The 14,408-nt window shown below is 49.9% G+C and carries 14 protein-coding genes; 4 read left to right on the top strand and 10 right to left on the bottom strand.

Features of this window, described 5'->3' with window-relative positions:
• Window positions 1–84: 84 nt before the first annotated feature.
• From MHH82_RS21980 to MHH82_RS21995, 4 genes are all read right to left on the bottom strand, one after another.
• Window positions 85–654 (bottom strand): methyltransferase domain-containing protein, encoded by a 570-nt coding sequence (locus MHH82_RS21980; RefSeq protein WP_009589841.1) that lies wholly within the window; start codon window positions 652–654, stop codon window positions 85–87.
• 201 nt (window positions 655–855) lie between these two features.
• Window positions 856–1,785: a phosphotransferase family protein gene (locus tag MHH82_RS21985; protein WP_036664084.1), complete on the bottom strand. Its 930-nt coding sequence runs from the start codon at window positions 1,783–1,785 to the stop codon at window positions 856–858.
• The gene (locus MHH82_RS21990) at window positions 1,782–2,324 is read right to left on the bottom strand and encodes an STM3941 family protein (RefSeq protein WP_036664086.1); all 543 of its coding nucleotides are present in this window, start codon (window positions 2,322–2,324) and stop codon (window positions 1,782–1,784) included. Before MHH82_RS21990 ends, MHH82_RS21985 begins: the two co-directional genes overlap by 4 nt.
• 52 nt (window positions 2,325–2,376) lie before the next feature.
• Window positions 2,377–3,270 (bottom strand): PhzF family phenazine biosynthesis isomerase, encoded by an 894-nt coding sequence (locus tag MHH82_RS21995; RefSeq protein WP_015736462.1) that lies wholly within the window; start codon window positions 3,268–3,270, stop codon window positions 2,377–2,379.
• A 342-nt stretch (window positions 3,271–3,612) separates the two neighbouring features.
• On the opposite strand from MHH82_RS21995, the gene MHH82_RS22000 reads away from it, so the two are divergent.
• From MHH82_RS22000 to MHH82_RS22015, 4 genes are read left to right on the top strand one after another with little or no spacing between them, the layout of a single operon-like run.
• Complete coding sequence (locus tag MHH82_RS22000; RefSeq protein ID WP_340967847.1) at window positions 3,613–4,722, top strand: glycosyltransferase family 2 protein; 1,110 nt, start codon at window positions 3,613–3,615, stop codon at window positions 4,720–4,722.
• Entirely contained in the window at window positions 4,719–6,326 is a 1,608-nt protein-coding gene (locus MHH82_RS22005) for a glycosyltransferase (protein WP_340967848.1), read from the top strand. The genes MHH82_RS22000 and MHH82_RS22005 overlap by 4 nt, the downstream gene beginning before the upstream one ends.
• Before the next feature lie 22 nt (window positions 6,327–6,348).
• Window positions 6,349–7,215 carry a hypothetical protein gene (locus tag MHH82_RS22010; protein ID WP_015736465.1) on the top strand — a complete coding sequence of 289 codons (867 nt, stop codon included), beginning with the start codon at window positions 6,349–6,351 and terminating at the stop codon, window positions 7,213–7,215.
• 1 nt (window position 7,216) lies between these two features.
• A complete protein-coding gene (locus tag MHH82_RS22015) occupies window positions 7,217–8,662 on the top strand; it encodes a methyltransferase domain-containing protein (protein WP_340967849.1) in 1,446 nt (481 codons plus the stop codon).
• A 105-nt stretch (window positions 8,663–8,767) separates the two neighbouring features.
• On the opposite strand, the gene MHH82_RS22020 is transcribed toward MHH82_RS22015, so the two are convergent.
• The 6 genes from MHH82_RS22020 to MHH82_RS22045 all read right to left on the bottom strand — a co-directional run bounded on the left by MHH82_RS22020 (window position 8,768) and on the right by MHH82_RS22045 (window position 14,256).
• Entirely contained in the window at window positions 8,768–10,903 is a 2,136-nt protein-coding gene (locus tag MHH82_RS22020) for an Ig-like domain-containing protein (protein WP_251497457.1), read from the bottom strand.
• Between the two features lie 153 nt (window positions 10,904–11,056).
• The gene (gene pgsA, locus MHH82_RS22025) at window positions 11,057–11,641 is read right to left on the bottom strand and encodes a CDP-diacylglycerol--glycerol-3-phosphate 3-phosphatidyltransferase (RefSeq protein WP_251497460.1); all 585 of its coding nucleotides are present in this window, start codon (window positions 11,639–11,641) and stop codon (window positions 11,057–11,059) included.
• A 40-nt stretch (window positions 11,642–11,681) separates the two neighbouring features.
• On the bottom strand, window positions 11,682–12,107 hold the full coding sequence (gene fosB, locus MHH82_RS22030; RefSeq protein WP_015736469.1) for a metallothiol transferase FosB: 426 nt from the start codon (window positions 12,105–12,107) through the stop codon (window positions 11,682–11,684).
• An 18-nt stretch (window positions 12,108–12,125) separates the two neighbouring features.
• Complete coding sequence (locus MHH82_RS22035; protein ID WP_251497466.1) at window positions 12,126–12,800, bottom strand: HAD family hydrolase; 675 nt, start codon at window positions 12,798–12,800, stop codon at window positions 12,126–12,128.
• An 18-nt stretch (window positions 12,801–12,818) separates the two neighbouring features.
• Window positions 12,819–13,331 (bottom strand): 8-oxo-dGTP diphosphatase, encoded by a 513-nt coding sequence (locus MHH82_RS22040; RefSeq protein ID WP_251497469.1) that lies wholly within the window; start codon window positions 13,329–13,331, stop codon window positions 12,819–12,821.
• Window positions 13,332–13,521: 190 nt separating this feature from the next.
• Window positions 13,522–14,256 carry an RNA polymerase sigma factor gene (locus MHH82_RS22045; RefSeq protein ID WP_015736472.1) on the bottom strand — a complete coding sequence of 245 codons (735 nt, stop codon included), beginning with the start codon at window positions 14,254–14,256 and terminating at the stop codon, window positions 13,522–13,524.
• Window positions 14,257–14,408 lie beyond the last annotated feature (152 nt).

Raw genomic sequence — 14,408 nt, forward strand, 5'->3', positions numbered from 1 at the left:
ATCGTTTCTTCCAATATACCATTTTTTCAATAGAGATAAAAAGAAAACACCCTCCTCATAGAGGGTGTTCCATTCATACGAAACCTACTTCCTTGGCATCGAAAACAAATACGTGGAGAAATCACGGTTAATGTAATCCTTAAAATGCCTCTTGTCAGCTACGGGAAAACGATCCAGTTCCTCTGTTGTCCACTCGCTCAAATGGGTCTCGAACTCATTGCCGTATTCAGCGCCCTGCGGCCAGTCTGTTCCAATCGGAATATTAAGCAGGACAAAGCGGGATTTTTCAATGCAGGTCTGCAGCAGGACGAGCGCCCGCTCTTTTGTAAAATGCTCCAGAACGTCACCGAGAATGATTAAATCGAATTGTCCCGGCTGGACCTGCGTTTGCAGATGATCGTAAGCATCCGCTACGTGGATTTTATTATAGAAGCATTCGTGGTAGGTATCGATATTGACAGGGTAAATCTCGATTCCTTCGATCCGCGTGTTCCAATACGCGCGAAATACGCGTCCTTCCCATACGTCCAAATACTCCCGGCAGATCATGCCCCAGCGGCCAAAACCTACCCCGATATCCAGAACGGACTTGGGAGCTACATAGCGGATCAGATCCACGCAATACGATAAATTCTGCCAGTTTGACGTCCCCATTCCCATACCTCCATTCGGAATCTTAACGCCCCAAATTCATCATCATATTCATCATTCGATAACGCTTGATTCATGACGCTCCCCGGCTTTTCCATTCCAACCTAATCCAGTGTATTCCTGGCCTTCCATTCCGGACTCGTCAGTTAACCATTTTCGTTGCACACATTTCGCTCATAAACAAAAAAAGATCCCCGAAGGGATCTATCCTTTTAATAATGAGGTGATATGATTCTTCATGAACTGATAGCTGCCCTGATCATCCTTCTTCGCATAGAAACGAAGCCCGTCCAGCGCCCGAAATAGCTGATAGCACAGCAGCCTTTCTTCAAAATAGGGAATCTTCTCGCCTTGCTGCTCCATCGCTTCCTGCAGCCGCTTGGGAAATCCCAGCATCGGATACCACATATGAATAACGGAGACGTCCATCATGAAATCGCCGAACATGGCCATCTCCCAATCCACGATACCGGTTACGTTTTCGTTCTCTCCAAGCATGTTGCCCAAATGGAAATCACCATGGACAAGATAGCGCTCCGATGGCGAATAGCGAACAAGTTCGATCATCGTTTGGTAGATCTCTTCGAAAAATCCTTTTTCCAGAAAACTGTGCTCATACAGGCTCTGCCATCCATGGTAGAAACCTTCTTGCTCCGCATCGAATACAGACGTCAGGTGGTCCAGCCATGAACGATGAGCAGCCTTGCCTTCCGGAGTAATCCACCCGAAGCCCTCATGGGACTCTCCGATAGGGGTATGAAGGATCCGCATGAATTGCTGGACGATGTCGGGAACCAGCCCTCGAATTTGTGCCGGCTCAAGAGCGCTTATCGGCGTACCGGGTACTTTATCCGAGATCGAGTAATGGATATTCCCCACGCTACCGATCTTATGGATTCGAGGAATGGGCAAGGATTGATCACCGTACATACTGTAGATTTTGTTTACTTTATGAAGGCTGTCCCCATTATCTTTAAAATGAATGACATAATCGGCATCGCCCTTACGATAACTGAATACCTTGCTTAATTCTCCCATCTCGATGGGGGTGACATTCAGCACCGTCTCTCCTTCAATCTGCTGGAGATGGCTTACCGCCTTATCCAAAGTCATCTCCGGCTTGAATGTCTTCATAACCCTTGCCCCTCCTTCGTCTCCGTATTCAGGTTCCTGGACGCATTCCATCTTCGATATAACAGAGGAAACAACTCATACAGATTACATGAGATACTTGATGCGGATATATGGATAGCAGAACCCGTCATGCCTTTATTCATGCTCATGAGCTTCCTTTTACAGGCGGGATGCCTGGACATCAAAAGTTCAGGATCATATACATCGATCCCTATAAACTTCTCATTCTTAATCTGATAGATGTGAATGTTCTTGATTTCGCTCCACGCGACGGCTCCGGCGCTCGCATAGGAGGATCTATCGACGATTCCCTCCCGATGGATCAGGAGTGCAGGCTCCGATTGAACAAGCTTGACGATGGAAAACACCAGTCCCATGCCAAAAAACAACGCGCAAATGATTCCAACTAATACGATAAAGATGTTGCTCGAGGTTAACCCTCCGTACACTAACCCGCTGCCTACCAACACAAATGCCAGGGAACCCACCAGCATTTTGGTCACCTTGGGATAAATCTTGATTTCTTCTTGTTCCTGCATAGCTCGCACTCCCTGTTTCTATTTACAATATCTAGAGGATATCATCCGATCGTTATGAATCATAGCTAACCTCGAATTCTTTAACGAATACAGCCGTACCGGAAATATAGACGTCCATGGTCTCTTCAAAGCGATTCACTTGAACATCGACTCTACCGTCTTTCCCCATTTCCTTGCCTTGTTCAACGATAAATCGTGCGGAGGGGGCCTCGGGATTCAAATAGGTTAAATAGTAAGCTCCCATTACGCCTGACGCGGTTCCGGTTACCGGATCCTCGACGGTGCCTGAATACGGTGAAGAGAAATGTCTCGCATGCATGAACGAAGACTCGTCGATCGTCTCCAGGCAAAAAGGGTGCAGAGAGGCTTTCGGATTGTCCGTTAATATATCCGGGAACATGGCATTATGAGGCACCATCCGCCCAAACGGCTCCAGCCCCTTAATCGGTACCAGCAATGTCCAAATCCCCGTGCTTCCATATACGATCGGCATTGCGAAATCCAAATCCTCGCGCTGCAGGCCCATGGATGATGCCAGGCGGTCAACATCTCCCTCAAAGGGCAGGAATTGAGGATGATCCTGCTTCATCTTCATGGTTAGCTTTCCTTGAGCATCCTGAAATTCGATCGGCAAATTGCCCACTCTTGTCTCAATCCACACGGTTTCTTTGTCAGGGAGCAGCCCCTTGGTCTTCAAGGCATACATCGAAGCCATGGTGGCATGGCCGCACAAATTCATCTCATGTCCGGGCGTAAAATATCTTAATCGGACATCTGCTTGCTCCGATTTTACTATGAAGGTCGTTTCATTGAACCCTACGCTATGGGCGATGGCCTGCATCTCCTTCTCTGTCAGCTCGTCTGCGTTCAAGACCACGCCGGCAGGATTACCCATATTAGGCTGTATGGAGAATGCATCATAATGAAGTACGTTTATGGATTTCATGTCCTTTAGTTCCTTCTTTCAATAATGAATTAAATGGAGAACAAAATTTGAGAAGATTTTACCATTGGACATGGGTTAAATCCAGACCAAATTTACAATCAGCAGCCTTCACCCGCCAAACTTCGTTTAGCCGGTCCCTGCTGTTCGACGAGGCGCAAGCCAAAAAACGGTCTATGTGACCGTTTTTTTGTCAGCCGCATTAAAAAACGAGCTTAAAGAAGCGATATTCGTCATTTTTTGATACGCACGGGTTCAATTTGGCGCTCAACGGTTCATTTCGTACGCCGACCTGAATATATATCTGCATATTCTTTGGAATGGACTATACGCGGGGGTGATGTATTGATCGCTATCAGCCTATGCATAATCGTAAAAAATGAGGAACATCATTTGAACCGCTGCCTGTCCCGGATTGCAGACATCGTGGATGAGATCGTCGTTGTGGATACAGGCTCCACCGATCGCACGAAAGAAATCGCCCGATCCTTTCAGGCGGTCGTTTATGATTTTGAATGGATCGACGATTTTGCGGCTGCGCGAAACTTTGCTTTTAGCAAGGCCACCCAGGACTATATCCTGTGGCTCGATGCCGACGACGTGCTGCTTGAAGAAGACCGGCTGAAACTAATAGCGCTTAAAGAAAACCTTGCGCCCGACATCGATTCCGTGACCATGCTCTATCATTTGAGCTCGGACGAATTCGGCAATGTCACCTTCCGTCTGCGGCGCAATCGTCTTGTCAAACGGAGCAGGGCCTTTCGATGGATCGGGCCCGTCCACGAATACTTGGAGGTGTACGGTCATGTTATGAATAGCGATGTTGCCATTACCCATCTCAGCTCGAATCATGATCCGGACACCGGCCGCAATCTCAGAATCTATGTGCAGCGCGAGGCAGCCGGCGAATCGTTCACCCCGCGGGATCTGTTCTATTATGCGAATGAACTAAAGGATCACCGTCTTTTCGAGAAAGCGATCGATTATTACGAACGATTCTTACATACGGAAAAAGGCTGGATCGAGGATGTTCTCTCGGCCTGCAGCAGGCTGTCCGATTGCCATCACGAGCTCGGAAACGGGCAAGCCGCATTTGAATCCTCTCTCCGATCCCTGCAGTATGCGCCGCCGCGGTCCGAATTCTGCTGCCGCATCGGTTACCATTTTCTCGAGAAAAACCAATATGATACGGCCATCTACTGGTATAAGCTGGCTACCGAGCTTAAGCTGCCTCCGGATTACATGGGATTTCATACCCCCTCCTTCTCCACATGGCTTCCCCATCTGCAATTGGCCGTTTGTTACGACCGAATCGGAGCTTATGCGATTGCCAATCAGCATAATGAGAAGGCGCTTGCCTACCGACCGGGCGATGAGACCATGCTGGCGAACCAAGAATATTTTCGAAACAAGCTGCAGGAGCTTCAGCGTGACGATGAGAGGCAGAGCTCATGACGACCCAGGGGCGCAGACGCGTTTTGATCGGCAGTCCTGTACGGCAGAAACCGGAGATTCTGGACCATTTCCTTACCTCATTGCTGCGGCTGGAACAAAATTCCCTGGAGCTGTGCTACTTCTTTATCGATGACAACAACGATGAATTATCCAGCGCCAGATTGAGCCGCTTTATGAAAGAAGTTAACCGGGTGGTTATCCACAGCGCCCATACGCCTGATGATCACGAATATATCCGCGACGAGACAACCCATTATTGGAACGATCGATTGATTTGGAAGGTAGCCGATTATAAGAACAAGATCATTCAATATGCGCTTGACCTACGGTTTGACTATCTGTTTCTGGTCGATTCGGATTTGCTGCTGGCACCGCAGACCCTGATTCACCTCATCGCCACCGACAAAGAGATCATTTCGGAAATCTTCTGGACCCGTTGGCAGCCGGACTCACGCCCCCATCCCCAGGTGTGGCTCAAGGATGAATATACCCAATACGAACAACAGGCGGGCGAAACGTTGGACGAAGCCCAAAAGGAACATCGCTATCAACAATTCGTGAGCCGGTTAGCAGAGGCCGGCGTGTATGAAGTCGGCGGACTCGGAGCTTGCACTTTAATCAGCCGCCGGGCTCTTGTGCGCGGGGTAAACTATAAACCCATCTACAATTTGTCCTTCTGGGGAGAGGATCGGCATTTCAGCATCCGGGCGGCTGCGCTGGGGTTCACCTTGTATGTAGATACGCACTACCCGGCTTACCATATCTACCGTGAAAGCGATCTTCACCATGCCGGACTGTTCCTGAAGGCAACGGATAAGACTACATCCATCCCCGAGGTTACTCGAAGCTGCCTCGAGGAACGAGAAGAGGGCTGTCTCGCCCCCATTGATGCGAATCGCCGCACGGCCCGCCCATCGCTCACCCTGACGATGGTTCTGAAGAATGAAGGCCAACGCTATCTGCGGCAAGCGCTTGAACGGCATCGGGACTACATTGACCAAGCCGTTATTATCGATGATGCAAGTACGGATAACACGCTGGATGTATGTATGGAAGTTTTGAAGGGAATTCCGCTGCGTCTGATCAGCAACGAGGCATCCCTGTTTCACAACGAGGTTGAGCTGCGAAAGCAACAATGGCGCGAAACCTTGAACCTTCATCCCGAATGGATTCTGAATTTGGATGCGGACGAATGGTTTGAGTCTTCCTTTACGGCTGAGCTTCCTTCCATGCTGAAGCAAAACGAGTTCGATTTGTATTGCTTCCGGCTCTATGATTTTTGGAACGAAACCCATTACCGGGACGATGAATGCTGGAGCTCGCATAGAACCTATCGCCCTTTTCTTCTGCGTTACCGTCCCGAAATGAAGTATTGCTGGAAAGAGACGGCCCAGCACTGTGGAAGGTTCCCGGCGAATGTATTCGATCTTCCCCACCATCTTTCAGCCATTCGCCTTAAGCATTACGGGTGGGCCAAACCGGAATATAGGCTGGAGAAGCTCAAGCGTTATCGTCAGCTCGATCCTGAAGCGGAGTTCGGCTCGAAAGAACAATACGACTCCATTCTGGAGGAATCGCCTACGCTTGTTGAATGGATGGAATAACGAATAACCATAAGAGGAAGCGATGGAATTGAAAATCATTCATACCTTGCCCTTATTCATTCGGGAGAGCTCGCGCGCGAATGATTTACACATGGCCAGCCTGGCGTTAAGCAGTCTGCAGCGCTCCCGGGAGCATAGGACGGTTCTGTTTAATCAAGGATGCCTTACGAATGAAGAGCTGCACGAATGGCTGCAAACGTTAGGCCTATCCGGTGTTATTCTCGGGAACGGAGCGAATATCGGCATCGCTGCCGCCAGGCAAGCCTGTTTTGAATTCATATGGGAGCACTTCCCTGAAGCAGGGTACATCTCCGAAATTCATGTCGACATGCTCTTTCCTCCGGATTGGCACGAGCCTCTTCTTCGTTATCTGGAATGTAACGACGAACCTATGGTATCGCCCGGCATCGTTACCTCAACCGGAGAAATGCAGCCCTTGGGTGAGTTCATTGTTCTTCCGAATACACCGGGTGAGCTCAGCGAAACGCTCCAGCGGCTGTCAAGAAAAGGGATTGCGGATGGATTCGTGCATCCGGTCGTTCACCGTGCGGAAGCCCTTCGCCATATTGGAGGTTATGATACTCGATTCTTATCCGGCAAGCAGGGGTATGAGGATGACAGTCTGCTTCTGGGCATGCGGTATTATATGGGAACGCGCACGGCATGGAGGCCGAAATGCTGCCTGGCCTCCTGGGTATACCATGCAACCATGGCCCAACGCATGTCGATGCCGGACAAATACACCGAATTTTCCATGAACGAGGCTGGCCTGTTTCATCAATACGGGGCGTACGGATTGAGAGAACTGGCTGAGATTCACAACGGCTCCGGTGAGTTCCACCGGCTGTTTCGCAAGTACACGCCAGAACACAAAGGGGTGACCGAATGATATGCTGCCGGATGAACGCCAGAAGAAGATTTGGGATCAGCTATGGTCCCGGGAGGTATCCTATCACTGGGATTCACTAAGCCAAACCATCTACGATAAGATCATGGAGGTTACAGGAGGCATCGAAGGGAAGCGCATACTCGAGGCCGGTTCCGGAACGGGCAAGATTTCGCTGCGCCTGGCTGCTGAGCATGCGGAAGTGACGCTGGTCGATTATTCCGAGAATGCGCTGTACAACAGCCGGAGCGCCTTTTATAGCGCCAAGGTTCCGGGCACCTTTGTTCTCTCCGATATTAGGGAGATGCGGCTTCCTGACCAGCACTTTGATCTAACCTGGAATGCGGGGGTGCTGGAGCATTTTGAGGGAGAAGAGCGGATCGCGATATTAAGGGAAATGAAACGGGTTACCAAGCCGGGAGGAACGATGCTGATCCTCACCCCTTTTGCGGAATGTTTGCCGTATCGTGCGGGAAAAGAAGCCGCCGAACAGCTGGGCACCTGGATGTATGGCATGGAGCATCCAGCCTCCACGCTCAGAAATCAATTTGAGCGGTGCGGTATAACGTTGATCGAGGAGAGCAGCATCGGCTTTTTGAACAGTTTGGATTTTCTTGATTTCATCCGGGATTCCCAGACCGTCAAGCATTGGCTGACAATGTGGTACCATAGACTCCCTGAATACGAGAAGCGCAATGTGCCCGGATACCTGCTCGTCAGCGTTGGAAGGGTTGGACCGTTACCCGAGGCTGACGAGCGGCAATGCAGGCAGACTCCTGATGATGATCTATCGCCTGACGAGAAACTGTTCCGTGCCCAAACGATCATCTCTTCCTATCATGCCAAGCGGAATGGGAGCCACTATCTGTCTGTTTACAAGGATGAAGAAGCCAGCTACTGGTACCCGCTGCTTCCGATCCTGGACTCGTTGCTTGTGAACCGGGGCGCCAAGGTGCTAGATATCGGCGCTGCTTACGGTACGCTGCTAATGTACAGCGTATTGTCCGGAGCTCAAGCACACGGCTTGGATCACATGGCGGATTACTGGTCCGTGGAACTGGAACAGGACTACGGGATCGGGTGGAGCCAGTGCAATGTGGAAGCCGAGGATATTCCGGGAAACGAACGGTACGATATCGTTCTCTTTACGGAAGTGCTCGAGCATATGAATTACAATCCGATACCGGTTCTCCGCAAAATCCATGACAAACTGATGCCTGGCGGAAGCCTGCTCATCTCAACGCCGTGGAAACGGCATTTTGCACCTTCTCGTCAAGATCCTGATCTCCTGGATATGCCTTACTACCGGATAGGAGACGGTTTTGTTGATGCCGAGATGAAATATTATTCGATCGATGAAATATATGTACTCGCCGAAGCGACGAATTTTCAGGTGAAATCGCTGGAGATCTATAACGGCCATCTGCTTGCCTGGTTTCTGAGAACGTAGCAGCCTGGAATTTGACCTCATCCCACTTTACCCAGAAAGATTCTTATGAACAGACAACAGCCCGGCTCATCTTTAGAGCCGGGCTGTTGCAGCATGCTGTTCTAACTATTTAACAGAGACGGTAATAGTTACGGTCTTCGAATTGTACTGCCCCTTAATGCGGGCGGTTCCCTTCGCGATCGCTTCAATGCGTCCGTTCGTTACTTTGGCCACGCTGGAGTTGCTGGTTGTCCACACGGCGGTGTCCCCAACACTCGTTTTTGCGCCGGTATCATATTCGGCCGTAACCGTTACGGTTTTGACGTCACCGGGCTTCAAGTTCAATTTCTTCTCGCTGGCGATCAATTTTGTCATCTTCGGAACCACGTTTACCTTAACGGTGACTTCTTTGCCTTGGTATGAACCCGTAATCGTTGCTTTACCCTCGGCAACCGCTTTAACGGAGGTTCTGGATACCGTTACAATCGCGGTGTCCGAAGAACTCCAATTCATCTTGGATGAGAGCGAAACCGTTTTGCCGTTGCTGTAGTAGCCTGTAACTTTAATCGATTTGGATTTCTTGATGTTGAGGTCAATATTCTCCGGGTCTACGACAAACTTAACGACTTCCTGTTCAACCACGACCGGAATCTTGACTTCTTTGTTCAAATAAGTGCCTTTCAGCGTTGTCGAGCCTTTCGTTAAGCCTTTGATCGTACCGTCTTTAATGACAGCCGCAGATCCAGTCAGCGACCATTCGATGGAAGAGGTCACATCGCTCTCTTCGCCATCCTCGAATACGGCATTTACTTTCGGCAGCGCGTTGCTTCTGCCTATAACCAGCTGATACTCCTCTACATCCGGCAGCAGCACCAGCACTTTTTCGTTAACCGTAACCGGCAGCGTCGCTACTTCTCTGGAACCGATCTTACCTGTGATTGTTGCTGTGCCGGCATCGATACCTTTGATTTTGCCGTTTTCGGTCGTTACCACGTTCTCATCGCTCGATGTCCAGGTCACCGCGCTGCTGAAATCCTCTTCCTCGTCGTCCAGAAGCCTTCCCGTCACTTTAGGGAAGGATTTGGATTCGTCTTTCAGCACATCCAGCTTCGTGTCCTCTGTTTCAAACTTGGTCACCGTCGGATACACCTTAACGGTAAATTCTTTGCTGATTCCGAGGTAACTCACCTTGATGGTGGAGGTTCCCTTTGCTCTTGCTGTAATCACGCCACCGTTGACGGATACCGCCAGCGGATTGGATGAGGTCCATTCCCCGGCCACGTCGATGGATTGGGAAGCCGCATTACGAACCTTGGCTTTTACCGTAATCGAATCATTCATAAACAGAACCGGATTCTTGACGAAATCCGTCTGATCCAGTATCAAAGCTTCATATGGATTGCGCACATACACATCCAGCTTGGCAGTCGAACCCAAATAGCTCACGCTGATCGTGGATTTGCCCAAAGCCACCGGCTTCAGCTTGCCATCCTCAATCGTTGCTACGGAAGTGTTGGACGATTTCAGCTCTACCTTGTCCGTTACGTCCGTACCCGCATCGGTCTCCGACTGCTTGGCGAATACTTTAAGATCCACAGGCGCATCACCGACTAGCAGCTCCTGATCCTCGCCCGGAACGATCGCAAGCTTTTGGTAAGGAGCGACGACTTTGACCGTAAAGGACGCCTTGAGCCCTTTGTAATCCGCAGTCACGGTTGCGCTGCCCAGACCTACGAGGGTCAGTTCCCCTTTGCTTACTTTCACTACGCTGTCATCGGAAGTGGTCCACTTCGCTTCCGTTGTCACGTCGTTCGTTCCGTCAGCCAATGCTTTAACGGTTAAACCTTCCGTTCCAAGCTTATGCTCCACTTTATCCGGCTGATCCAGCTTGAACTCGTCGATGGCAAATTTGACGTCGACATCAATCGTTTTGATTGCGCCTTTGTATTTTGCCGTAATACGGGCCGTACCCTTCTCCAGCGGAACAATGAGACCGCCGTCAACCTTTACGATTCTCGTGTTGGACGAAGTCCACGTCGTCTCATTGGTTACGTCCTTCTTCGTGGAAGATCCTTCAATGTTAGCCAATACGCGAAGTTGTTCCGTTGTTTCATTAACGGTTAAGTAAATTTTGCTCTCGTTCGTATCAAATTCAATCGATGTTACGTCCCCGGAGGCGGCGAATACGCTGGTTGGAAAAACCATCGCCAACATCATCACAACGACAAGAATAATCTTCGTTGTCTTTCTGTTTAAGCTCATTTATTTCTCTCCTTTGTACCTTCTGTCTCGCAGGCTTTTTTTCCAGTCTCTCTGTATATCGACAGTCCCGGTTCAAATCGTTACCTTCCGAGCCCAAAATGGGCACAAAGTAGGATATTTTCCCATCTTCGGTTGTTCAAAAAAATCTACTCTTCAGCTAAGTTTAATGAGTTTAACATTGTTCAATAAATAATGGATGCCTGAGTAAATCGTTAAGGCTACTGCCGCAAGCATGAGCATTTCGTCCACTTGGACCATCCTGATGAACGTAAACGGAGCGTTATCCAGCAATACCGCTGCTATGGCAGTGACTTGAAGGACCATTTTCAATTTGCCGAGTCTGTCAGCGGACAATGCGATTCCCTGCTCGGAGGCGACCATGCGAAGTCCCGTAATGACGAATTCCCGGGCGATGATGGCAACGGCAATCCAAGTCGCAACCATGCCGGATTGAACCATCATAATTAAGGCGACCGATATGAGCAGTTTATCTGCGAGCGGGTCCAGCAATTTTCCAAGGTTCGTGATTTGATTCAATTTCCGTGCAATGTAACCGTCCAGCTTGTCCGTAGCCGACGCAAGAATGAACACGCCCAGCGCGATGTAGGTTCCATAAGCATGAATGAATCCGAAGAAGCGGCTGGTCTCGGTCAACCATAGTGGATACTCGGCAAAAAATAAAATAAATACGGGAATCAATAGCATCCTGGCTATCGTTATGCGGTTGGCAAGGTTCATCGTCTCATCTCCTCTGGAATTGGAATCGTTCCTCTCCCAACTACTCGGTATCGTAAAAGATCATATGCTCTTTGTCCGTTCGGTAATAGTCCAGTCTGTCCTGCAATCCGCCCGTATGAAACTCGAACATGTGGCCGTCCGGATCCAGGAAGTAAATCGACTTTTTATCCTTCTCGTCCCTTGCCCTACCCGGCAAAATCTCCACTTGGAGCGATTGAAGGCGAAGCAGCGTCGGTTCCACATCCTGCTCATCGATGGTAAATGCAATATGCGTATAGGTTCTGTTTGCCGTGCTTCGGTCCACGTCTTCTTCGTTTAGAGCAATCCACAGCCCGTTCAAATCGAAATAAGCCAGCTTTCGCCCTCTGACCAGAAGCTTGGCTCCAAACACGTCCCTGTAAAAATCAATGGACCGTTCCAAGTGCGAAACTGAAAAGCAGAGATGGTTTATGGCCTGCAGATTCATTGTTCGGCGGCTCCCTTTCTATATAGATTCAATGATGTCCAGCACATGCAGCGGTTGACGGATCTTCTCATACCCGCTCTCCATAAACGTATTGTACCAATAGGCGTGATATGGCCTTAATCCGGCACTCCCCGCGCCTCTCAGCTCATCTGAACCGCCGTCCCCGATAAACAGGGCATCCTCCGGTCTTACGGATAAGCGCTCACAAGCCAAGCGATAGATTTCTGCATTCGGCTTGGCTACCCCAACCTGATAAGAGAAGATAACGTCATCGAAGTAGGGGGCCAATCCGCTCTGGCCAAAAGAAACCACCTCTTCTTCCGAGCAATTGCTGATCAAGCCCAGCCTCAGTCCCCGTTCACGCAGAAGTTCCAGCAGCCTGCAGATCTCCTTCGAGATTGTTTGGAAAGGAATTTTCTTCTCGCTGACTCTCGACTGATATAGGAATTCCACGTGTTCCTGAGGATAGGGCAAACTGCGAGAATCCAGAATGTCACGGATCACCGAATGATAGTCGGGAAAATGCCCATTCATTCTTCGCTCCGAACGAGTGCTCCACTCCTGTTTAAACTCCGCTTCCGATAGCCCGAGTCTATCCATATAGTCATAGGATCTCTTAGATACCCGCTTGCCGTCTGCGAACTCCGTGATTAACGTCTCATATAAATCGAAGAACACCGCCTCGACCGCCATCCCGCATCGCTCCCTTCGTTAATCGGCGAGACCTGCCGCCTGTGGTATTCTTGCAGGATACCGCCTGACCGTTTCTTCCAGAACGTGCCCTGACCTCTCATCCCATACCTCGCTTAATTCAAACGTCCCCTCTTCGAAAAACAAAGGAAACCTTCGTTTAAACCAATCCTGCATGGGCAGTTTCAACGCCTCTTCGCGATCCACCCATAACAGCTCCCCTTCGGGAGGATGCTCCAGCAGCTCCCCTTCAAAGGAAGTCGCCAAATAATTAAATACCATGTACCGAAGCCCCGTATTCGGTTCACAGGATTCTTCAAGGCCTTTATAGATGATGTCCTTCACAATCAAGCCGGTTTCCTCCCGAACCTCCCGAATGGCTCCGTTTACAATGCTTTCCGGAAAATCCACCTTGCCGCCGGGGGCAATATATCCGGGGAATCCTTTGTCATCCGGTCTGTTCATCAGCAAAATTCTGCTTCCGTCTTGGATCATGCACATGGTGTACAGCTTCACTTCGGTCTGCAACCTCATCCCTCATTCCTGTCCGATCTGCTTGGTTATAGTATACATCCCCAAGGGCTGGAAGACGATACGATGGACGGAGATTCATGTATATCGATTGTCCCTATTCACCGGTTGTTAATCCTCGTCGAAAAAGGCCGGAGCAGCTTCTGCTCCGGCCTTAACGGCAATGTATGATCCACCTGGTTGAATCTTCGCTTTACGCGGCCATTCGCAGGTCGGCCGAATACCCGCCATACATCATATAACTCGCGGTCGGCGATTGAACCTCCATCGGAGCCATGCTTCCAATGGCCGATCCCCCGCTGCTGTTCCATTGAATCAGCCTAACGACAGCTTCGACATCCCCGGATTGGTATGCCTCTGCCAATGCCTGAAGATTCAGGGTCATCTCTGCCTCTTCCGGCATAGCCAATCCAAGTTCCTCTTCCTCCGGGTTCAACGATTGCAGCACCTTTTGAGCTCGATGAAGGGCCGCTTTTACCGCTCCGTCCGTCGTTTGCAGCATATTCGCGGTTTCCGAAATGGAATATTCGTACACTTCACGAAGCAGCAGCACCGTTCGCTGCAGGGGAGACAAATGTTCCATCAGCCATTGAAAGGCGAACTCGATGTTCAGCTTGCTGTCCTCGTTCGAGGCTTCTTCTTTAGTCAATACGTGTTCCAGCTTCTCATTCAGAATTCGTCGGTAGGTCTGATCCCGGCGGACCCGGTCAATCCATGTATTCTTGGCGATCCGAAGCAGGAGAGCTTCGGGATTGGCATGGCTCCGCTGCTGCAAATGCTCCAGCGCCTTGATCCATGTGTCCTGCACCAGATCATCGGAATCCCATGAGGAGTTTGTAAGGGACAAACAATACCTGTGCAGGACGGCATTCAGCTCCGCCAGGCCCTGTTCGGCTTCCGTGGTGGCGCTCGGTCGATAGATGGTCATCGGAATCCACTCCTTTCCACATCTCGGTAGGATATCTTATAGGTAAACGAATGAAGCGTGCTTTTCGTTACGCTGTCATCAAAAATATATTTCATGGTTTCTTTCGTATCTTTTGCAGCGGTCTCTTCGTTTACTTGCTGAATCACGAAAAC

It is taken from the genome of Bacillus sp. FSL K6-6540, assembly GCF_038007545.1.

Coding starts and splice junctions, on each gene's coding strand:
- MHH82_RS22010 (WP_015736465.1), top strand. CDS start 6,349: ATGGAATTGAAAATCATTCATACCTTGCCCTTATTCATTCGGGAGAGC.
- MHH82_RS22020 (WP_251497457.1), bottom strand. CDS start 10,903: ATGAGCTTAAACAGAAAGACAACGAAGATTATTCTTGTCGTTGTGATG.
- MHH82_RS22005 (WP_340967848.1), top strand. CDS start 4,719: ATGACGACCCAGGGGCGCAGACGCGTTTTGATCGGCAGTCCTGTACGG.
- fosB (WP_015736469.1), bottom strand. CDS start 12,107: ATGAATCTGCAGGCCATAAACCATCTCTGCTTTTCAGTTTCGCACTTG.
- MHH82_RS22015 (WP_340967849.1), top strand. CDS start 7,217: ATGCTGCCGGATGAACGCCAGAAGAAGATTTGGGATCAGCTATGGTCC.
- MHH82_RS22035 (WP_251497466.1), bottom strand. CDS start 12,800: ATGGCGGTCGAGGCGGTGTTCTTCGATTTATATGAGACGTTAATCACG.
- MHH82_RS22040 (WP_251497469.1), bottom strand. CDS start 13,331: ATGAGGTTGCAGACCGAAGTGAAGCTGTACACCATGTGCATGATCCAA.
- MHH82_RS21990 (WP_036664086.1), bottom strand. CDS start 2,324: ATGCAGGAACAAGAAGAAATCAAGATTTATCCCAAGGTGACCAAAATG.
- MHH82_RS21985 (WP_036664084.1), bottom strand. CDS start 1,785: ATGAAGACATTCAAGCCGGAGATGACTTTGGATAAGGCGGTAAGCCAT.
- MHH82_RS22045 (WP_015736472.1), bottom strand. CDS start 14,256: ATGACCATCTATCGACCGAGCGCCACCACGGAAGCCGAACAGGGCCTG.
- MHH82_RS21995 (WP_015736462.1), bottom strand. CDS start 3,270: ATGAAATCCATAAACGTACTTCATTATGATGCATTCTCCATACAGCCT.
- MHH82_RS21980 (WP_009589841.1), bottom strand. CDS start 654: ATGGGGACGTCAAACTGGCAGAATTTATCGTATTGCGTGGATCTGATC.
- pgsA (WP_251497460.1), bottom strand. CDS start 11,641: ATGAACCTTGCCAACCGCATAACGATAGCCAGGATGCTATTGATTCCC.